The organism is Streptomyces prunicolor NBRC 13075, assembly GCF_000367365.1.
Taxonomy (GTDB): Bacteria; Actinomycetota; Actinomycetes; order Streptomycetales; family Streptomycetaceae; genus Streptomyces; species Streptomyces prunicolor.
Genome location: NZ_BARF01000037.1, coordinates 21,681 through 39,999, shown reverse-complemented (window position 1 = coordinate 39,999; position 18,319 = coordinate 21,681). Strand labels below are relative to the sequence as shown.

Genomic DNA, 18,319 nt, shown 5'->3' with positions numbered 1-18,319 from the left:
CGCAGCCCCCAGGGGACGACCAGGTGAATACCCCGCACCTCTTGCGCAAGAGGGCATGTGTCACAGCGCGAGGTAGTTCCCTGGTCAACCGGCGGAGCCTATCGTCAAGGTCATGTTCGCCGTCTACGCCGCCCGAATCGACCGCGACCAGCCGCTCTCCGGCCTTGAGTTGGGGGAGCGTCCCGCCCCCGAGGCCCGGCCGGGCTGGAGTGTCGTCGACGTCAAGGCCGCCTCCCTCAACCACCATGACCTCTGGTCCCTGCGCGGCGTCGGCCTCGCGGAGGACAAGCTGCCGATGATCCTCGGCTGCGACGCCGCCGGTGTCGACGCGGACGGCAACGAGGTCGTCCTGCACTCCGTCATCGGCCAGACCGGTCACGGCGTCGGCCCCAAGGAGCCCCGTTCCATCCTCACCGAGCACTACCAGGGCACCTTCGCCGAGCAGGTCGCCGTACCGACGTGGAACGTCCTGCCGAAGCCGAAGGAACTGTCCTTCGCGGAAGCCGCCTGTCTGCCCACGGCCTGGCTGACCGCGTACCGCATGCTCTTCACCAACTCCGGTGTACGGCCCGGAGATTCGGTGCTCGTGCAGGGTGCCGGCGGCGGTGTCGCCACGGCTGCCATCGTGCTCGCCAAGGCGGCCGGGCTGCGGGTCTTCGCGACCAGCCGGGACGAGGCCAAGCGGAAGCGGGCGCTGGAGCTGGGCGCCCTGGAGGCGGTGGAGCCGGGGGCGCGGCTGCCGCAGCGCGTCGACGCCGTCATCGAGACCGTCGGCGCCGCCACCTGGTCCCACTCGGTGAAGTCCCTGAAGCCCGGCGGCACGCTCGTCATCTCCGGTGCCACCAGCGGCGACCGGCCCTCGCACGCCGAACTCACCCGCATCTTCTTCCTCGAACTCAAGGTCGTCGGCTCGACCATGGGCACCAAGGACGAGCTGGAGGACCTGCTCGCCTTCTGCGCCGCGACGGGTGTACGGCCGGTCATCGACGAGGTGCTGCCCATGGACCGCGCCCGCGAAGGCTTCGAACGGCTCGACTCCGGCGGCCAGTTCGGCAAGATCGTCCTCACGAACGGTTAGCGAGCTCGGTCAGCGAGCTCGGTCAGCGATCCCGGTCAGCGATCCCGGTTGGCAACTTCCTTCCCTGTGTGTGGCTCTGTGCGGCCGGTCCGGTTCTCCGGGCCGGCCGTCGGCGTTTGCCGCCACCTTGCGTGTCGCCACCGGTTGTCAACTTTGGTTGACATGCGGGGTGTGTCAACGTAAGTTGACATCATGACCGAAGCAACGGATCTCGCCGAGCGCGCGGGTGACCGTGATCCACGGGTCGGCCTGCGTGCCGTGTCCGCGCTGCGCAAGCTTGTGGAGCAGCTGGAGGCGGTGCAGGTGCGCAGTGCGCGCAATCAGGGCTGGTCGTGGCAGGAGATCGCCGCGGAACTCGGTGTCAGCAGGCAGGCCGTGCACAAGAAGTACGGGAGGCAGTGATGTTCGAACGGTTCACGAAGGACGCCCGCGCCGTGGTGCGGGGCGCGGTGGAGCACCGCGAGCGGTCGGGGTCCGGCTCCGTCGACCCCGAACACCTGCTGCTGGCCCTCCTCGACCGAAAGGCCAGTCGCGCCTCCTTCACCCTGACCGCCCTCGGTCTCGCTCCCGAGGAACGCAAGGAGTCCGTACGACGGGCTCTGGGCGACGCGCGCCGACGTGCGGGGCTCTCGCAGGCCGAGGCCGATGCCCTTGCCGGGCTCGGTATCGATGTCTCGGAGATCGTCGCCCGGGTCGAGGAGGTGCACGGCGTCGGGGCGATGTCCGGCGACCGCAAGGACAAGGAGTCGTGGTCGGGCCGCCGGGTCTTCAGCCGCGGCGCCAAGGACGTCCTGGAGAAGTCCCTGCGCATCGCCGTCGCCCATCGCGACCGGCACGTCGGTGACGAACACTTTCTCCTCGCTCTGACCGTCCTCCCCGGCGTGCCGGGTGAGGTGCTCGCCGACCACGGGGTGACGCACGAGGCGGCGACGCGGGTGCTGTACGGCGGGGGAGAGGCGAGGGCGGCGGGCTGAGCGGGCAGGTCGACATGCTTGTGTGCGGGGGTGGGGTGAGGTGGTGCGGGGCGGTTGCGCCTGGGCTCGATGCCGGGGCGCACCGCTTGTGCCTGTGCTTCACGGGCTGGCCTCAGGCCTTGCGGCTGCCGCGGAGTACCGCCCCGATGTGTGCCGCCGCCGCCGACAAGTGGCGCCGGGTGTCTCGGAGTTGGTCCTCGGTGACGCCACGGTCGCGGGCCGCGTCACGGATGTCGTCCCGGAAGCGGTCGAGGAGCCGGTCCAGATCGCGGGCCGGGTCGCCGGTGGAGTCCTCGTGGGCCCAGGCCGGTTCGTACTCCGCGGGGAAGTCCTCCGGGGTCTGGCTGTACTCGGGTGTCGAGGGCGCCGCCGGTGTCGAGGCCGACTTGCCCGCACCCGCACCCGCATCGGTACCCGCACCCGGTCGCCCCCCGAACCCGAAGTCCTTGCCGAACTCCTTCCCGAAGTCGCCGAACTCCTTGGCCAGTTCGCTCAGGCTCTCCCGCACACCCGTGGGCCAGTCGCCGCGCGCGAAGTGGTCCTGCGCGTGCTCCTGGACCTGGCGGCCGATGCGCTGCATCTCCTCCTGGGCCTGTGCCCAAGCCCGCGCCTGCGCCTCCTTGGCCTGGCGCCGGGCCTGCTGGGCCTCCTCGCGGGCCCGCCGGCTCTCGTCCTTGGCGCGCCGGGCCTGTTCCTTCCACTCCTGCTTGGCGCGGCGCATCTCCTCCTTGGCGGCGCGCCACGATTCCTTGTCGGCGAAGTCCGTGAAGTCCCCGGCGGGGCCTTCGTGTTCGCCCGGCCTGGCCCGCCCGGTCCTGGCTCCCTGGCGGGCCTCGGAGGCCGCCGCGCGCATCTCGCGCCGCAGGTCACCCGCCGCGCCCCGGACGTCGGCCCGGATCTCGGCGGCCAGTTCGGCGACCGACTCGCGGATCTCCAGCTCCAGGTCGGCCAACTCGCCGCTGCGGTCGGCCAGTTCGGCGCGGCCGGCGTCCGTGATGGAGTACACCTTGCGGCCGCCCTCGGTGGTGTGGGTGACCAGGCCCTCGGCCTCCAGCTTGGACAGGCGCGGGTAGACCGTGCCCGCCGAGGGCGCGTACAGCCCCTGGAAGCGCTCCTCCAGGAGGCGGATGACCTCGTAGCCGTGTCGGGGGGCCTCGTCCAGCAGCTTCAGCAGGTAGAGGCGGAGGCGGCCGTGGGCGAAGACGGGAGGCATGTCAGAGCACCTTCTTGTCGGTCGTGCCGTCGGCCTCGGCGGTGCCGGAAGCACCACCTGGGCCGGAAACGGAATTGTCCCCCGAGTCGCCCTGAGCCTGGTCCACAGGGGCGCCGGAAGCGTCGTCCGTCACGCCGGGCGCAGGGGCACCGGTGGCGTCGTCCGAAGCGTCCGGCTCCTTCTCCTGAGACGTCTTCTCCTGTGACCCCGTCTCCTCGGCCGTGTCGCCCGGCCCACTGTCCTCGGGCTCTGTCGAAACTCCGGGCCCCTTTGTCATGTCGGGCCGAGGCGTCTTGTCGGCCTGTGTCGCCGAGACGGTCGCCTCCGTGTCCCCGTCCCACGGCCCGCCCTCGCCCTCGTCCTCCTCCGCCGCCGGACGACGCAGCAGTGCGATCGAACCGGAGACCGTCGTAGCGCGCAGCTTCCCGGTGCCCGCGCCCAGGCGGCCGGTGATTTTGTGGGCGCCCCACTGGCCGTGCACCCGCAACCCGTCGAACGCGTTGGAGATCGAACCGCTCGCCGTGTTCGCCTCGACGTCCGCGTCCGCCGGATGCGGCAGCCGGATGGCGATCTCGCCCGAGACATTGGTCAGCCGGACGTCGGTCGGGCCGTCCGGGTCGAGGTCCACGATCATCGAGCCGCTGACCGACTCGGCGCGCACGGAGGGCCCCGAGCCCTCGACCACGGTGAGATCGCCGGAGACGGAGTTGAAGCGGAGGTCGCCGGTGACGGCCTGGGCCTCCAGATTCCCGGAGACCGTCTCGGCGCGAACGGATCCGGAGAGGCTGACGAGGGTCGTGTCACCGGTGACGCCCCGCACCACCGAAGGCCCGCTGATCCCGGAGACGACGGCCGCCGCACCGACCACCCCGACCTCGACGCGCGTGCTCGCGGGAACGGCCAGGGAGACCACCGCGCTGCGCCGCCAGCCCTTCCGGTCGAGCCACTTGAGGAAGCCCTTCCAGGGGAGGTCCTCGTACGCCACCGTCAGCGTGCCGTTCTTCTGGGTCACCACCAAGGGCGGCCCGTCGATCTCGGAGATTTCCATGCGGGCGGAACCCTCGTCCGTCCCCACGACGTTCACCGTTCCGTTGACGATGCGCACGTGGAGATCGCTCACGGGCTCGTCGAACGTGAGCTTCTTGGGCTCTGCGACGGACCACTCGGACATGATGCAGACCTCCTCGGCCTAACCGGACGGAACACGACGCGCCATATCGCGTCTTCCGAGAAACACGATATATCGTGGATGTCGAAAGTCAAGACACTCGTTTCGGTGATCACCGGAGGGCGGAGGTCGGAGGTCGGAGGTCGGAGGTCGGGGATTGGACAGCGGACGCCGGACTCCGGACAACCGGCGGAAATGGGCCCATTGCCCTAGCGTGTGACCATGTCGACGGAGAAGCCGCAGGCCAGACACCGGACCGGTGCCACCCCGGGCGCCCTGCTGCTCTGCCGGGCGGACCCCGAGTCCGTCGCCCAGGCGGCCCACCCGCTCCGTGAACGCATGCTGCTGACCCGCGCGGGCGACGACTGGAGCGTCCTCGTCCCAGAGGGCAAGCCCTGGCTGCACGGCGAGGAACCGGTCGACCGCGTCCTCACCGGCTGGGCCACCGCACTCGCCGTCGGCGCCCCCTGGCCGGTACTCGCCCTGTGGTGGGACGCCGACCGCGCGGGCTACACCCTGGCCTCGGGATTCCGCCGCCCCGTCGGCTACGTCTGGCTCACCGACGGCACCCCGGCCGGCGAGGACGAGGCGATGCGCACCTTCGCCGCACGCCTGGGCCTGGACCCCGTACTGGACCTGCAGTCCCTGGACCACCTCACGAAACCGGCCCCCGAGACCGACGCCCGCACCCGCCTGCGCGGCCTCCTGGCGGTCCTCACGCGCGCGGGAGTGGCCCTACCCACAGGGCTCACCCCGGGCGAACCCGCCGACCGCCTCCGCGAGATCGCCCGCATCCGCCCGGATGCCCAGCAGGTGGAGTGGTCGGGCTGGCGTGAGGCGGTCCGCGCGGAACTCGACGCCGTCGACAGCAGCCGCCTCGGCCCCTGGATGCCCTGGTCCGGCACCCCCAGAGCACGCGCCCTGGCCCTGACCCAGGCGGCAGCCGGCCTCCCGCTCACGACCTGGGGCCTACGACGCCGTAGCGGAGGCTGGACGGTGGCGGGGGCGCTGCTCCTGTCCCACGGGCTGCTGGGCCTCGCCTACGACCTCGCCCGCCCGCGCGACTGACACACGCCGGCGGCACCGCCGTAGGAACCAGCGGCACCATCGTAGGAGGAACTACTCGTCGTCCTCGTCGTCGTCCAGTCGCGCCAGCCAGGTCGCCAGGCGTTCCACCGGGACCTCGAAGTCGGGGTTCAGATCGACGAACGTCCGCAGCTGCTCGGCGAGCCACTCGAAGGTGACTTCTTCCTCGCCGCGCCGCTTCTCCAGTTCCTCGATGCCACGGTCCGTGAAGTACATGGGTCAAGGATAAGTGCGCGCAAACGGCCGGACCGCACCCCCGGAGTGGGGGTGCGGCCCGGCCGCGTACGACAGTGCGGGGCGCTTACGCCTCGAACACCTCACGCACCAACTGCTCCTGCTCAGCCTGATGCCGCTTGGCGGAACCGACCGCCGGCGACGAGCCGTGCGGGCGGGAGATCCGCCGCAGCCGCTCCCCGTGAGGAACATCCGCGCCGACCGCCAGGTCCAGGTGGTCGATCAGGTTCAGGGCGATGAACGGCCAGGCGCCCTGGTTGGCCGGCTCCTCCTGGGCCCAGAGGTACTTCTCGGCGTTCGGGTACTTGGCGATCTCGGCCTGGACCTCGGCACCGGGCAGCGGGTAGAGCCGCTCGAGCCGGATGATCGCCGTGTCCGTGGAGCCGCGCTTGACCCGCTCGGCGTCCAGGTCGTAGTACAGCTTGCCCGTGACGAAGACGACCTTGCGGACGGCCGCCGGGTCCGTCACCGACGCGTCGCCGATGACCGGGCGGAACTGGCCCGTCGTGAACTCCTCCGTCTTCGACGCCGCGGCCTTGAGGCGCAGCATCGACTTCGGGGTGAAGACCACCAGCGGCTTGTGGTGCGGGTTGTGCACCTGCCACCGCAGGAGGTGGAAGTAGTTCGACGGGAGGGTCGGCATCGCGACCGTCATGTTGTTCTGCGCGCAGAGTTGCAGGAAGCGCTCCACGCGGGCCGAGGAGTGGTCCGGGCCCTGGCCCTCGTAGCCGTGGGGGAGGAGGAGCGTGACGCCGGACGTCTGGCCCCACTTCTGTTCCGCCGCCGAGATGTACTCGTCGACCACACTCTGCGCGCCGTTGACGAAGTCGCCGAACTGCGCCTCCCACATCACGAGCGCGTCGGGGCGGGCCAGCGAGTAGCCGTACTCGAAGCCCATGACCGCGTACTCGGAGAGGAGGGAGTCGTAGACGTTGTAGCGGGCCTGGTCCTCGGAGAGGTACTGGAGCGGGGTGTAGTCCTCGCCCGTCTGACGGTCGATGAGGACCGCGTGGCGCTGGCCGAACGTGCCTCGGCGGGAGTCCTGGCCGGAGAGGCGCACCGGGGTGCCCTCAAGGAGCAGCGAGCCGATCGCGAGCGTCTCGCCCATGCCCCAGTCGATCGTCCCGTCCTCGACCATCGTCGCCCGGCGCTGCAGCTGGGGCAGCAGGCGCGGGTGAACGTGGAAGTTGTCCGGGATGTTGACCTGGGACTCGGCGATCCGCTTGACGACCTCCGAGGAGATCGCGGTGGAGACCGCGACCGGGAACTCCGCCTGCGGGTCCGACATCGGCGCCGCACCCGGCTGGGCGGTCGCCTCGCGGACCTCCGTGAAGACCTTCTCCAGCTGGCCCTGGTAGTCCTGGAGCGCCTGTTCGGCCTCTTCCAGGGTGATGTCGCCGCGACCGATCAGCGACTCGGTGTACAGCTTGCGCACCGAGCGCTTCTTGTCGATCAGGTCGTACATCAGGGGCTGGGTGAAGGCCGGGTTGTCCGACTCGTTGTGACCGCGGCGGCGGTAGCAGATGAGGTCGATCACCACGTCCTTGTTGAACGCCTGACGGAACTCGAAGGCCAGGCGGGCGACGCGGACGACGGCCTCGGGGTCGTCGCCGTTCACGTGGAAGATCGGGGCCTCGATCATGCGGGCCACGTCCGTGGCGTACATCGAGGAACGCGACGACTCGGGAGCCGCCGTGAAGCCGACCTGGTTGTTGATGACGATGTGGATCGTGCCGCCGGTGCGGTAGCCGCGCAGCTGCGACATGTTGAGCGTCTCGGCCACCACGCCCTGGCCCGCGAAGGCCGCGTCACCGTGCAGGGCCAGAGGCAGGACCGTGAAGTCCGTGCCGCCCTTGTTGATGATGTCCTGGCGGGCGCGGACGATGCCCTCGATGATCGGGTCGACCGTCTCCAGGTGGGACGGGTTCGCCGCGAGCGTGACCTTGATCTGCTCGCCGTCCAGGCCGGTGAACGTGCCCTGGGCGCCCAGGTGGTACTTCACGTCGCCGGAGCCGTGCATCGACTTCGGGTCGAGGTTGCCCTCGAACTCGCGGAAGATCTGGGCGTACGACTTGCCGACGATGTTCGCGAGCACGTTCAGGCGGCCGCGGTGGGCCATGCCGATGACGACCTCGTCGAGGCGCGACTCGGCCGCGCTGTCGATGACCGCGTCCAGCAGCGGGATGACCGACTCGCCGCCCTCGAGGGAGAAGCGCTTCTGGCCGACGTACTTCGTCTGGAGGAAGGTCTCGAAGGCCTCCGCCGCGTTCAGGCGGCGCAGGATGCGCAGTTGCTCCTCGCGCTCCGGCTTGGAGTGCGAGCGCTCGATGCGGTCCTGGATCCACTTGCGCTGCTTCGGGTCCTGGATGTGCATGAACTCGATGCCCGTGGTGCGGCAGTACGAGTCGCGCAGCACGCCGAGGATGTCGCGCAGCTTCATCAGGGACTTGCCGGCGAAGCCGCCGACCGCGAACTCCCGCTCCAGGTCCCACAGGGTGAGGCCGTGCTCGGTGATGTCCAGGTCGGGGTGCTTGCGCTGGCGGTACTCCAGCGGGTCGGTGTCGGCCATGACGTGGCCGCGGACCCGGTAGGAGTGGATCAGCTCGAAGACGCGGGCGGCCTTCGTCACGTCGTTGTCGTGCGACGCGTCGATGTCCTTGAGCCAGCGGACCGGCTCGTACGGGATGCGCAGCGCCTCGAAGATCTCGTCGTAGAAGCCGCTCTCGCCGAGCAGGAGGTTCGCGACGACGCGCAGGAACTCGCCGGAGGCCGCGCCCTGGATGACCCGGTGGTCGTAGGTCGACGTGAGCGTCATGACCTTCGAGATACCGAGCTTGTTGAGGGTGTCCTGGCTCGTGCCCTGGAACTCGGCCGGGTAGTCCATCGAGCCGACGCCCATGATGACCGACTGACCGGGCATCAGACGCGGCACCGAGTGGACGGTGCCGAGGCCGCCGGGGTTGGTCAACGACACGGTGACGCCCGTGAAGTCATCCATCGTCAGCTTGCCGTCGCGGGCGCGGCGGACGATGTCCTCGTAGGCCTGCCAGAACTCGAAGAAGTTCAGCGTCTCGGCCTTCTTGATGCCGGCGACGACGAGCTGGCGGTCGCCGTTGGGCTTCACCAGGTCGATGGCGAGACCGAAGTTGACGTGCTCCGGCTTGACCAGGGTCGGCTTGCCGTCCTTCTCGACGAACGAGTAGTTCATCGACGGCATGGCCTTGATGGCCTGCACCATCGCGTAGCCGATGAGGTGGGTGAAGGAGATCTTCCCGCCCCGGGCGCGCTTCAGGTGGTTGTTGATGACGATGCGGTTGTCGAAGAGCAGCTTGACCGGGACCGCGCGCACCGACGTGGCGGTGGGGACCTCGACCGAAGCGTTCATGTTCTTCGCGACCGCGGCGGCGGGACCGCGCAGCGTCACGAACTCCGGGCCACCAGTGGCCTCGGCCGCGGGCTCCGCCTTCTTCGGCTGAGCGACCGGGGCCGCCGCCTTCGCAGGCGCCGGAGCCGGGGCTACGGCCTTCACCGGCGCCGGAGCGGCCGCTGCGGGCGCCGGCGCGGGGACCGCCGGAGCCACGGGCGCGGCAGGAGCGACCGGGGCCGGAGCCGGAGCTGCGGCTACGGGTGCGGCCGGGGCCGGGGTGGTGGGCGCTGCGGCCCCCGCGGCCGCAGTACCCGCCGAAGTCGAGGTCGGGGCGGCAGCCGCGCCCGGCTTGTAGTCGGCGAAGAAGTCCCACCAGGCTCGGTCCACCGAGTTCGGATCCTGGAGGTACTGCTGATAGATCTCGTCGACGAGCCACTCGTTGGGACCGAACGCCGCCGCGGGATTCTTACCCGCGGCTTGGTCGGACTCGGTCGAGATGGTCGAGTTACTGGGGGACTGTGACGACACGGCGGCAACCGCCCTCTTCCGCTTCACAAGGTGATGGACAGCGGGAATTAAGGCTACGCCCCCATGACCGCCAAGGTCAGGTCGGGCCGCTCCATCGTCGCGTAAGTCACATCGGAAAGTGTGTTTCGAGCACTGAAATGGCGGGAAACAAGCGTGGTTCCGCTGCGGAAGACGCACGTCGATGCGGGCCGGACGCGCCGACGGCGCGGGCCTGTGCCTGATCACACGTGTCCGTCAGCGCGGACCGTCGTGGATCTTGGGGCTCCGGGTCGAACTTTACGTCAACTTGGCATGGCGGGGAGTCCCGGGAGGGTGACGATAATCCTGCACCCACGGTCGGATTCGGCCACACCGATCCGGCCGCCGTGCAGATCCACCGCCCAGCGGGCGATCGCGAGGCCGAGGCCCGTACCGCCGTCGCTGCCGGGTCCGTGGGGCGAGCTGACCGCGCCCCGGTTGAACCGCTCGAAGATGTGCGCCCACTCCGCCTTCGGGATGCCGGGCCCCTCGTCCAGGACCTCCAGCTCCAGCGACTGGGGCAGCGACCCGCGCCGCGCCTTGACCGTCACCCGGCCGTGCGCGGGGCTGTGCTTGACCGCGTTGTCGATCAGGTTGGCGACGACCTGGTGGATGCGCTCCGGGTCGGCGAGCGCGGTCAGCTCCGGCGGGGACACGTCCAGGTGCAGATGGACGTCCGTCCGCGTGTGACTGCCCGAGCCCGACGCGATGCCCGCGCGCGCGGAGGCGACCATGTTGGCCTCCTTGAGCACGCCCGAGAGATACGGCCACACCTCGAAGCGACGCGTCTTCAGCGGTACGACGCCGTTGTCGAGCCGGGAGAGGTCGAGCAGCGTCTCGACGAGACGTCCCAAGCGCTCCGTCTGCTTCAACGCCGTCCGCATGGTCTCCGGATCGGCGGCCGAGACGCCGTCGACGACGTTCTCCAGTACGGCGCGCAGGCCCGCGATGGGGGTGCGCAGCTCGTGCGAGACGTTCGCGACGAGTTCCTTGCGCTGGCGCTCCTGGGCCTCCAGCTCGTCGGCCATGACGTTGATCGTCCCGGCCAGGTCGCCCAGTTCGTCACGGCGGTTCTCGCGCACCCGGCGGGTGTAGTCACCGCGCGAGATGGACCGGGCCACCGTGTTCATCTCGTCCAGCGGCGCGGTGAGCGAATGGGCCACGAACTGCGTTATCAGCAGTGTGGCGATCATCGAGAAGACCGTGATGAAGCGCAGCTCCGTCGCCGTGCGCATGGCGATCATCATCAGCCCGGTGGTGATGAGCACCGCGATGACGACCAGCGCGCCCAGCTTGGTCTTGATCGAGAACGGGCGTACGCCGCCCCAGGGCTCCCCGGGGCTCCTCCGTGACGTCTGCCCTTCGCTCATGGCGTCGGGGTCTCCAGCGCGTAGCCGACGCCGTGCACCGTGCGGATCCGCTCGGCGCCGATCTTCCGGCGCAGCGCCTTGATGTGGCTGTCGACGGTGCGGGTGCCCGACGCGTCGGCCCAGTCCCACACCTCGGCGAGCAGTTGCTCGCGCGAGAGCACGGCACGCGGGGTGTTCGCCAGGCACACCAGCAGGTCGAACTCGGTGGGCGTCAGGTGCACGTCCTCGCTGCGCACCCGTACCCGGCGCTGCGCGTGGTCGATCTCCAGCTCACCGAGGCGCAGGATGCCCGAGCGCGGGGTGGACGCGGCCACCACGGCACGCTCCATGCGGCGCAGCAGGACATGCACCCGCGCCGCCAGCTCCCGCATCGAGAACGGCTTGGTCATGTAGTCGTCGGCGCCGACCCCGAGTCCGACCAGCATGTCGGTCTCGTCGTCGCGCGCGGTGAGCATCAGCACCGGCACCGGGCGGGCGGCCTGCACACGGCGGCAGACCTCCAGCCCGTCGAAGCCGGGCAGCATGATGTCGAGGATCAGCAGATCGGGCTGCCAGGCCTCGGCGGTGTCGACGGCCGACGGCCCGTCGCCCGCGGTCTGCACGAGAAATCCCTCGGCCCGCAAACGGGCTGCGATGGCGTCGACGATCGTCGGGTCGTCCTCGACCACCAGCACCCGGCGCTGTGCGCCCGGCGTGGCCGTGGCCGTACCGTTGTGGGAGGTACTTGTCTGCTCCATCGCCCGCCCCTGAAGTGTGCTTTCCGGAACCAGTGGGGTGATCCCATGACTGCGCTTGACGCTTGAATGATCTGCGCCAGGCAAGCAGGGTACGGGCAGTCACCACGCCTTTGCTATCCAGGTCGGACGGCGAGGTGCACCACGTCGGGAACTCCTCGGGCAACCGGGATCTCTTCGGTACGCACCTGTTGGAACCCGGCATTCCATAAGGTTCGCTCAAATTCCGGAGAGGGCTGCGCCGACCATACGGCCAGTACCCCGCCTGGCCTCAACACCCTTGCACAGCTTGCCAGTCCGGCCTGCGAGTACAGGGTTTCGTTGCTGTCGGTGACGGTCCAGTCGGGGCCGTTGTCGATGTCGAGGCAGAGCGCGTCAAAAGTGGCGCAAGTCTCATTGACGAATGCGACTAGATCCGTTTTCACAATGTCCGTCCGGGGGTCGGCGAGAGCGGCCGCGGAGAGCGCCGACAAGGGCCCCGATCGGTGCCATTCGACGATCGCGGGCTCCCGCTCCACGACGGTGATCCGGCCCCAGCGCGGGTCGGCGGCGGCATGCGCCAGCGAGAACCCGACACCGAGCCCGCCGATCAACACGTCCGGCAGTACGCCGGTTTCGGGGCGCGAGTCGAGGGCATCGCGTGCGGCGTCGACCAGCAGCCGCTCCGAGCGCCCGTCCGAAGTGTCCATGAGGAAGCACCCGTTGGCGATGATCTGCAGCAACTCCCCGTGCCGGCGCAGCACCACCTCGCCGTAGGGGCCCTCGCGACGGTCCAGGACGACGGGGGCGTCGTACGCGGAGGTGTTGTCGTACACCGAGGTGTCGTACGCGGTGGTCATGCGATCCATCCTGGCAGTTTCACCGGATCGCGCAGCCGAATTAACCCAAGGCGTACTCGTCCGGGTGGGGCCGCGTGGGCCCGGGCGCACAAGGTACCGGCGGACGCGCGAGAAGGCTTTCAGGTTGCTGTGAATCGGCTCTCGCGTGGCGTCGGTCATAGACAGCGGCTGGTGGGACGGCGAAGGGTGGGGTGGAACCGGAAGGAGCGCCTCACCGTGGAACGGATCGCGACGGCCGACACCCAGGCCCCCGCCACGCCTCCGGGCGGGCCCCTGGCCGACGAGTTCGGGTCGGCTTCGCCCCTGGATTCCGGTCTGCTGGACGCGATGCCGAGACAGCGGGAAGTGCCGGACGCGGTAGGGCAGTTGGGGTTCGCTACGCGGACTTCGGCGGCGGTGTCCCTCTCGGCGTCCACCCCCGCAGTCCCCGGAGAGTCACGCGTCTTGGCCGCGCTCCGCCGCCTCCACCCCTGGCGACTGCTGCCGACGCCCACGGGGACGCCGTTCACCTTCGGTTACGGGATGCTGCTCGTCGTAACTTCGCTGGTGGCGCAGTACGCCGACCCGACCTTCGTGACCCAACTGCACCAGGCATCCAGCACGGACGTCACCCACCTCCTCCGCGACCCGTTCCTCGTGCTGGTCGCCAGCGCGATGTGGATCGTGGGCGGGGTGGTGTCGCCGTACGCGTTCCTCTTCCTGCTCGTGCTGACCGCGCTGGAACGTCGGATCGGCGGGGTGCGGGCTGCGGGTGTCTTCCTGTCCGGGCACATCCTGGCGACGCTGGCGACCGAAGGGACCGTGGGAATCGCGGTGTTGGCGGGCCACCTCCCCGACACCTCCCTCCACCGCCTCGATTACGGCATCAGCTTCGGCGTGGCGACGAGCATAGGAGCGCTGGCCGGTCTGCTCCGGCCCTGGCTCGGCCTCCCGCTGATCGCCCTGTTCGGCTGGTCACTGGTCGCGGACCTGATCGCGTTCACCGACCCCATGACGAACTGGGGTCACCTGATCTCGCTGACGATAGGTGTCGCGACGTGGCCGTTGATACGGCGGTGGGCGCGGGCGGCGCGGGAGGAACGAGCCGCAAGGGTGGCTGGGGCGGTCGGAGTGGCTGGGGTGGCTCGGGTTGAGGTTGCGGGGGTCTGACTCCCCGCCCAGTTGGCCGCGTTCAGGTTCGTCTCTAGTCCCGTCTAGTCCTGGGATGCCAAGTCGGCGCTCTTCTGGGGCGGTTGCTCCGGTGGCCACACGTACGGCGTGGTCGTGGTGATCGCCCGGAACCCCAGTCGGCGCAGGATGGGCGCGCTGTCGTCCGAGGCGTCCACGTGCAGGTACGGGACTCCGCGGGCGGCGGCGAGGGCGGCTCGGGTGGCGATGAGGGCGCGGTAGATGCCCTTGCCGCGCCACGCGGTGACGGTCGAACCGCCGCGCAGCCCGGCGAACTCGGAGTCGCCGTAGAAGAGCAGCCAGGCCGCGGAGATCACCTCGCCGTCTGCTTCCGCTTCCGCGACGTAGACCGCGATCTCGTCCGGGGTGGCGGTGACCCGGCCGAGCAGTTCGGTCGCCAGCCAGGTCAGGTCGATGCCCCAGATCGCCGACTCCATGGCTCCGATCCGCCGCAGATCCGCCTCGCCGGAGACCCGGCGCACGGTGACGCCCTCGGGCAACACGGGCTCACCTACGGCTAGTTCCTCGGTCCGCCCGATCAGCACCGTCTCCTGATCCTCGGGCACGAAGCCCGCCGCGCGCAGCCGGTCCGTGAGGTCGGCCGGTTCGTCGTGACCCCGGATCTTCCACTCCACGCGCTCCCCACGCGCCGCGAAGAAGTCCCGCTGCCGGGCGATCAGTTCATCGAGCGCATGCCCCCGCAGGCCCAGGTCACGCGGTCCGGTCACGAACCCCCGGGTCTCCCCGACGATCCGCAGCAGCGGCCCGTCCTTCTCGTACGTCACCCCGGCGGGCGGGTTGGGGGCGGCGCCGCGCATCTGGTTGTCGTAGGCGGCGAGGAGGGTTTGGGTCTCGGGTTCAGCCCCGGTTTCCGTCTCTGTCACGGGGGAGACGGTACGAGGTGTGTGAGCTGGGGCAACTGATTAACGGCGGGGGCGGGGTGTGGTGGTCCTGATGTGCCGTAGGAGAGCGGTGAGTTGGGGGCGGTCGGTGTTGAGTACGACGGTGGGGCTGTCGCTTTCGCGGAGGGCGAGGGTGTGTGGAGTGGCGCCGATTTCAACGCAGTTCGTCTCTCCCGAGCCGGAGTAGGACGACTTTTGCCAGGTGATCTCGGGCATGTCCCGAACCTCTTTCACAGAGAGACGGCACGGGCTGTGCTGGTCCTGATGTGCCGCAGGAGGGCGGTGAGTTGGGGGCGCTGAGTGTGGAGTACGACGGTGGGGTCGTCGCTCTCGCGGAGGGCGAGGGTGGTGTCCGATGCCGCGAGTTCGACGCAGTTGTTGTCCCCCGACCCGGAGTAGGACGACCTCTGCCAGCTGAACTGGGACACGTTTCTCCCTTCAGGCGCTCTGAACGAGGGAGTGGATGAACTCACGTGACTCCTTCTTGGGAAGCGCGGCCTTGGTGATGCGCTCCATGAGCACACGGTAGTTCGACAACTGAGTGGGCGCATCGAGGAATTCCGTGGCGATCGAGGTGTCGAGCTGCACCGTGTCGAGTTGGGGCACCGGGCCGGACGTGTAGGACACGGTCAGCCCCGGTACGGGGAAGCCGCCGGAGCTGAAGGGGATGACCCGTACGGTGACGTTCCGGCGGCGCGACGACTCGACCAGCTCCTTCAGCTGCGCACGCATGACGTCCGGGCCGCCGAAACACAGTCGAAGTGCGGCCTCATGGACGACGAACGTGCACGAGACCGGAGTCTCTCGGTCCAGGATGTCGCGGCGCTTCATACGGTGCGAGAGCCGGCGGCGAAGCTCGGGGCCCGGCCAGACGGGCACTCTCTCCGCGAGTACGGCGCGGGCGTACTCCTCGGTCTGGAGCAGGCCGGGCACATGCATAGCGGCGAACACGTGCAGACCCGTCGCGTGGAACTCCAGCTCGGCGAGGTCGACTGCTCCTGCACCGATGAACCCCCTGTATTCCTCCCACCAACCGGGCTTGCGGTCCTGGGTCATGCCCACCAGCGCATCAACGTAGGCCTGGTCCGGTGTGTCGTAGATCGAGGCGAGGGCGCGCACCCGCTGCTCGCTCACTCCGAAGCGGGCCAGCTCCACGTTGGTGATGTGCGTGCGGCTCACGCCGAGCGCGGTGGCTGCGTCATTGATGGCAAGCCCCGACTGCTCTCGCATGCGCCGCAGTTCGGTTCCCAGGCGCAGCTGTCGCAACGTCGGTGATGTCCTTGGTGGCATGGGCGACAGTCTTGCCTGCGCCACACGATCGGGTCTACCTGCACGATAAATAGCGCGAATCGGTAGCAGATGTTTCCAGCCTGCCCTACGGTGAGTGCCTGGCCGATCACAGGGCCGCCAACCTCCTTCTGTCGCCCAGGAGTTGCCATGGACGAACGCCGGCTCGAACCCCCCTCCGAATGGCGTTACATCCTCCGGGTTCCCCACGACCCCCTCGCCCCCGCCATCGCCCGAGACACCGTCCGCTCCGTCCTCACCCGCCACGCCCTCCCCGAACTCGCCGACACCGCCCTCCTGTTGACCTCCGAACTCCTCACCAACGCCTGGTGTCACGCCCCGGGCCCCGCCTCCCTCAGCCTCAAGTGGGCGGACAAGCGGCTGCGGGCCAGCGTCTGGGACCTGGGCTTCCTGCCGCCGGACCCGACGGGTTGCCCGGAGCCGTACGCCGAAGGGGGGCGCGGCCTCGCCCTCGTGGAGCTGTGCGCCGATGCCTGGGGGAGCTTCGTGGTGGGGCCGGCGCAGGGCAAGGTCGTGTGGTTCGAGCTGCTGTGGGGCGCGCCAGACCGCGTCGGCCACTCCTGACCAAGACCTGGCCAGATCACGGAAAGTCACCGATCGACTCCGCTGATGTGGATACGGTGCCCACAAGGGTGGTGAGCCGGAAGGGGACGGCATGGCGGAGAGGCTGCGACTCGCCGAGGTCGAGCGCATCCCGACAGATCAGCTCGTAGCGCTGATCACCGAAAGCTTCGACAACCTTGTCGCCGTGGCACTCGCGGACGCCACGAGCGGGTTCGTCCCGCAGCGCACCCGTCGGCTGCTGCGCAAGGCGGAATGGCGGGAGGACTGGCAGGACGCCCTGTTCTGCGCGTCCGGGGAGCTTCAGGTGGCCACCGAGCGGATGCGGTACGCCAACGACCCTCGCCTGGAGATCACCGAGCATCGCCTGCGACGTGTCCGCGCTCGCGGCAACGAAGCCAGCGTGCTGGTCAAGAAACTCCGCCGCAACGACTTCCACAACAGCGTGGAACGCAAGAACGGCACGAACTCCCATGTCACCGCTCAGGGTTGGCTCAGGAGCGCGTTTCCGGACGAGCACGCGAAGCTTCTTCGACGGGAGCGGGCTCGCTTGAACATGGATGACGGGTACGAGGAGCCGTCCTTCAGCGACGTGCACGAGCAGATCGCGTACGCCGTCGCCCACGGCCGGATCGTCGCGCCGCGCACCGCGGAGGTCGAGGCGCTGCTCACCGCCGCCGACACCGCTGTACGACTCGCAGCCGCCGACGACGCCAAGGACCAGGACGAGCGCAACATGGCGCTGCGCCATCCCCTCATGCTGGGCCGGTGGGAGAACGCCCTGAGAGGACTGGCCGACAGCACCGCGGAGCGTGCCCGCGCGGAGTCACCGCACGCGCTCGGACCGCTTCCGGACGACTTCTACCGGCTCCCTCATGCGGAAGCGACCGGTGTGCTCAATGCCCGGCGTTTCCTCGCGGCCGTCCAGCAGCGACGCCTGGAGTGCAAGCGGTGTCTCCGTCAGGTCAACCAGGTGCTGCGCGAACGGACGCGCGAGAGTCCGCACGTGATCGCCGGGGCCGAGGCCAAAGCGGCGGCAAGCCGGCTCCTCGTCGAAGCGCATCCGTCCGAGTACGCGTTCATCCGCGCCGAACTGCGCCCTTACGAGGAGCGGGACGGGTTTCTGCCCATGTCGCTCGTCAGCAGCTCGCGGCGCGCCGAGATCAAGCGCCGAGTCCTCGCCGCCCTGAAGGACGGCACCTGGACGCGCCCGGTGGCACTGGACGCGTAGGCGGCCGGACGGGACGGCAGAGTGGCCAGGCCTTGTGCTCGCCGTGAGTCAGTGCGTGGTGTCGACAACGCGGTCGCGATACTCCTGGAATGTTTGCCGGCCCGAGGGGCCTTGGGGAGTCATCAGGTCTCCTGATGTGGAGCATGATCGAGTCCACGGGATCTTTCGAGCCGATGTCGAGTTCCATGGACCAGTTGGGTCCCGAGAGGTCGGCTTCGGGCTCGGCCCGGCTCACGGCCGCGAGAACTTCGTCCAGTCGGCCGAGTGGAGGCGGGGTGTAGTCGTCGGGGACGGGCTCGGCCGGTCCGTAGTGGGGGCGGGCGGGCGCGCCGCCGGGGCGTTGTGCGGCGATCAGGGCCGCTGCCGCGAGGGCTTCGTCGGCGACGCGCGAGTCAGCGCACCCCGCCCCCGCACACACCCCGCCCCCCGGGAAGCCCCCGCCCCATTTCCGTGTTGACCTGCGCAGAACCCAGCGCACTACGCCTGATCGCTCACGGCGAACACAGGGTGGGGAACAATCGAAGGCGCCCAAGCATTGAGT

The 18,319-nt window shown here is 69.5% G+C and carries 18 protein-coding genes; 7 read left to right on the top strand and 11 right to left on the bottom strand.

The features are described from left to right. Positions 1-112 precede the first annotated feature (112 nt). The 3 genes from SPR02S_RS17265 to SPR02S_RS17255 all read left to right on the top strand — a co-directional run bounded on the left by SPR02S_RS17265 (position 113) and on the right by SPR02S_RS17255 (position 2,052). The gene (locus SPR02S_RS17265; protein ID WP_019058237.1) at positions 113-1,078 is read left to right on the top strand and encodes a zinc-binding dehydrogenase; all 966 of its coding nucleotides are present in this window, start codon (positions 113-115) and stop codon (positions 1,076-1,078) included. A gap of 192 nt (positions 1,079-1,270) precedes the next feature. Further along, positions 1,271-1,480 (top strand): helix-turn-helix domain-containing protein, encoded by a 210-nt coding sequence (locus tag SPR02S_RS17260; RefSeq protein WP_019058236.1) that lies wholly within the window; start codon positions 1,271-1,273, stop codon positions 1,478-1,480. Then, complete coding sequence (locus SPR02S_RS17255; protein ID WP_019058235.1) at positions 1,480-2,052, top strand: Clp protease N-terminal domain-containing protein; 573 nt, start codon at positions 1,480-1,482, stop codon at positions 2,050-2,052. The genes SPR02S_RS17260 and SPR02S_RS17255 overlap by 1 nt, the downstream gene beginning before the upstream one ends. Positions 2,053-2,164: 112 nt before the next feature. Here SPR02S_RS17255 and SPR02S_RS17250 read toward each other — a convergent pair whose 3' ends face one another. Both SPR02S_RS17250 and SPR02S_RS17245 read right to left on the bottom strand, forming a co-directional pair. After that, positions 2,165-3,265, bottom strand: coding sequence for a PadR family transcriptional regulator (locus tag SPR02S_RS17250; protein ID WP_019058234.1), 1,101 nt, complete (start codon positions 3,263-3,265; stop codon positions 2,165-2,167). Position 3,266: 1 nt separating this feature from the next. Further along, complete coding sequence (locus SPR02S_RS17245; RefSeq protein ID WP_019058233.1) at positions 3,267-4,436, bottom strand: DUF4097 family beta strand repeat-containing protein; 1,170 nt, start codon at positions 4,434-4,436, stop codon at positions 3,267-3,269. A 219-nt stretch (positions 4,437-4,655) separates the two neighbouring features. On the opposite strand from SPR02S_RS17245, the gene SPR02S_RS17240 reads away from it, so the two are divergent. Continuing rightward, on the top strand, positions 4,656-5,501 hold the full coding sequence (locus SPR02S_RS17240; RefSeq protein ID WP_019058232.1) for a hypothetical protein: 846 nt from the start codon (positions 4,656-4,658) through the stop codon (positions 5,499-5,501). Positions 5,502-5,552: 51 nt separating this feature from the next. Here SPR02S_RS17240 and SPR02S_RS17235 read toward each other — a convergent pair whose 3' ends face one another. From SPR02S_RS17235 to SPR02S_RS17215, 5 genes are all read right to left on the bottom strand, one after another. Next, entirely contained in the window at positions 5,553-5,735 is a 183-nt protein-coding gene (locus tag SPR02S_RS17235) for a DUF6104 family protein (RefSeq protein WP_019058231.1), read from the bottom strand. An 85-nt stretch (positions 5,736-5,820) separates the two neighbouring features. Next, on the bottom strand, positions 5,821-9,648 hold the full coding sequence (locus SPR02S_RS17230) for a multifunctional oxoglutarate decarboxylase/oxoglutarate dehydrogenase thiamine pyrophosphate-binding subunit/dihydrolipoyllysine-residue succinyltransferase subunit (RefSeq protein ID WP_019058230.1): 3,828 nt from the start codon (positions 9,646-9,648) through the stop codon (positions 5,821-5,823). A 281-nt stretch (positions 9,649-9,929) separates the two neighbouring features. Continuing rightward, entirely contained in the window at positions 9,930-11,036 is a 1,107-nt protein-coding gene (locus SPR02S_RS17225) for a sensor histidine kinase (protein WP_019058229.1), read from the bottom strand. After that, positions 11,033-11,773, bottom strand: a complete 741-nt coding sequence (locus tag SPR02S_RS17220; protein ID WP_019058228.1) for a response regulator transcription factor — start codon at positions 11,771-11,773, stop codon at positions 11,033-11,035. The genes SPR02S_RS17225 and SPR02S_RS17220 overlap by 4 nt, the downstream gene beginning before the upstream one ends. A 113-nt stretch (positions 11,774-11,886) precedes the next feature. Continuing rightward, complete coding sequence (locus SPR02S_RS17215; RefSeq protein ID WP_019058227.1) at positions 11,887-12,609, bottom strand: spermine/spermidine synthase domain-containing protein; 723 nt, start codon at positions 12,607-12,609, stop codon at positions 11,887-11,889. Positions 12,610-12,825: 216 nt separating this feature from the next. Here SPR02S_RS17215 and SPR02S_RS17210 point away from each other — a divergent pair, with 216 nt between their 5' ends. Next, positions 12,826-13,758, top strand: a complete 933-nt coding sequence (locus SPR02S_RS17210; RefSeq protein ID WP_019058226.1) for a rhomboid-like protein — start codon at positions 12,826-12,828, stop codon at positions 13,756-13,758. 44 nt (positions 13,759-13,802) lie between these two features. Here the strand turns inward: SPR02S_RS17210 and SPR02S_RS17205 are convergent, their stop codons facing one another. The 4 genes from SPR02S_RS17205 to SPR02S_RS17190 all read right to left on the bottom strand — a co-directional run bounded on the left by SPR02S_RS17205 (position 13,803) and on the right by SPR02S_RS17190 (position 15,968). Further along, entirely contained in the window at positions 13,803-14,594 is a 792-nt protein-coding gene (locus SPR02S_RS17205) for a GNAT family N-acetyltransferase (protein ID WP_052347000.1), read from the bottom strand. Positions 14,595-14,699: 105 nt separating this feature from the next. After that, on the bottom strand, positions 14,700-14,894 hold the full coding sequence (locus SPR02S_RS17200) for a DUF397 domain-containing protein (RefSeq protein ID WP_019058224.1): 195 nt from the start codon (positions 14,892-14,894) through the stop codon (positions 14,700-14,702). 14 nt (positions 14,895-14,908) lie between these two features. Further along, positions 14,909-15,106 carry a DUF397 domain-containing protein gene (locus SPR02S_RS17195; protein WP_019058223.1) on the bottom strand — a complete coding sequence of 66 codons (198 nt, stop codon included), beginning with the start codon at positions 15,104-15,106 and terminating at the stop codon, positions 14,909-14,911. A gap of 10 nt (positions 15,107-15,116) precedes the next feature. Further along, the gene (locus tag SPR02S_RS17190; RefSeq protein WP_026150628.1) at positions 15,117-15,968 is read right to left on the bottom strand and encodes a helix-turn-helix domain-containing protein; all 852 of its coding nucleotides are present in this window, start codon (positions 15,966-15,968) and stop codon (positions 15,117-15,119) included. 147 nt (positions 15,969-16,115) lie between these two features. Between SPR02S_RS17190 and SPR02S_RS17185 the strand changes: the two genes are divergently transcribed. Next, positions 16,116-16,550, top strand: coding sequence for an ATP-binding protein (locus SPR02S_RS17185; RefSeq protein WP_019058221.1), 435 nt, complete (start codon positions 16,116-16,118; stop codon positions 16,548-16,550). Positions 16,551-16,641: 91 nt separating this feature from the next. Then, the gene (locus tag SPR02S_RS17180) at positions 16,642-17,778 is read left to right on the top strand and encodes a hypothetical protein (RefSeq protein WP_019058220.1); all 1,137 of its coding nucleotides are present in this window, start codon (positions 16,642-16,644) and stop codon (positions 17,776-17,778) included. The last annotated feature ends 541 nt before the right edge of the window (positions 17,779-18,319 follow it).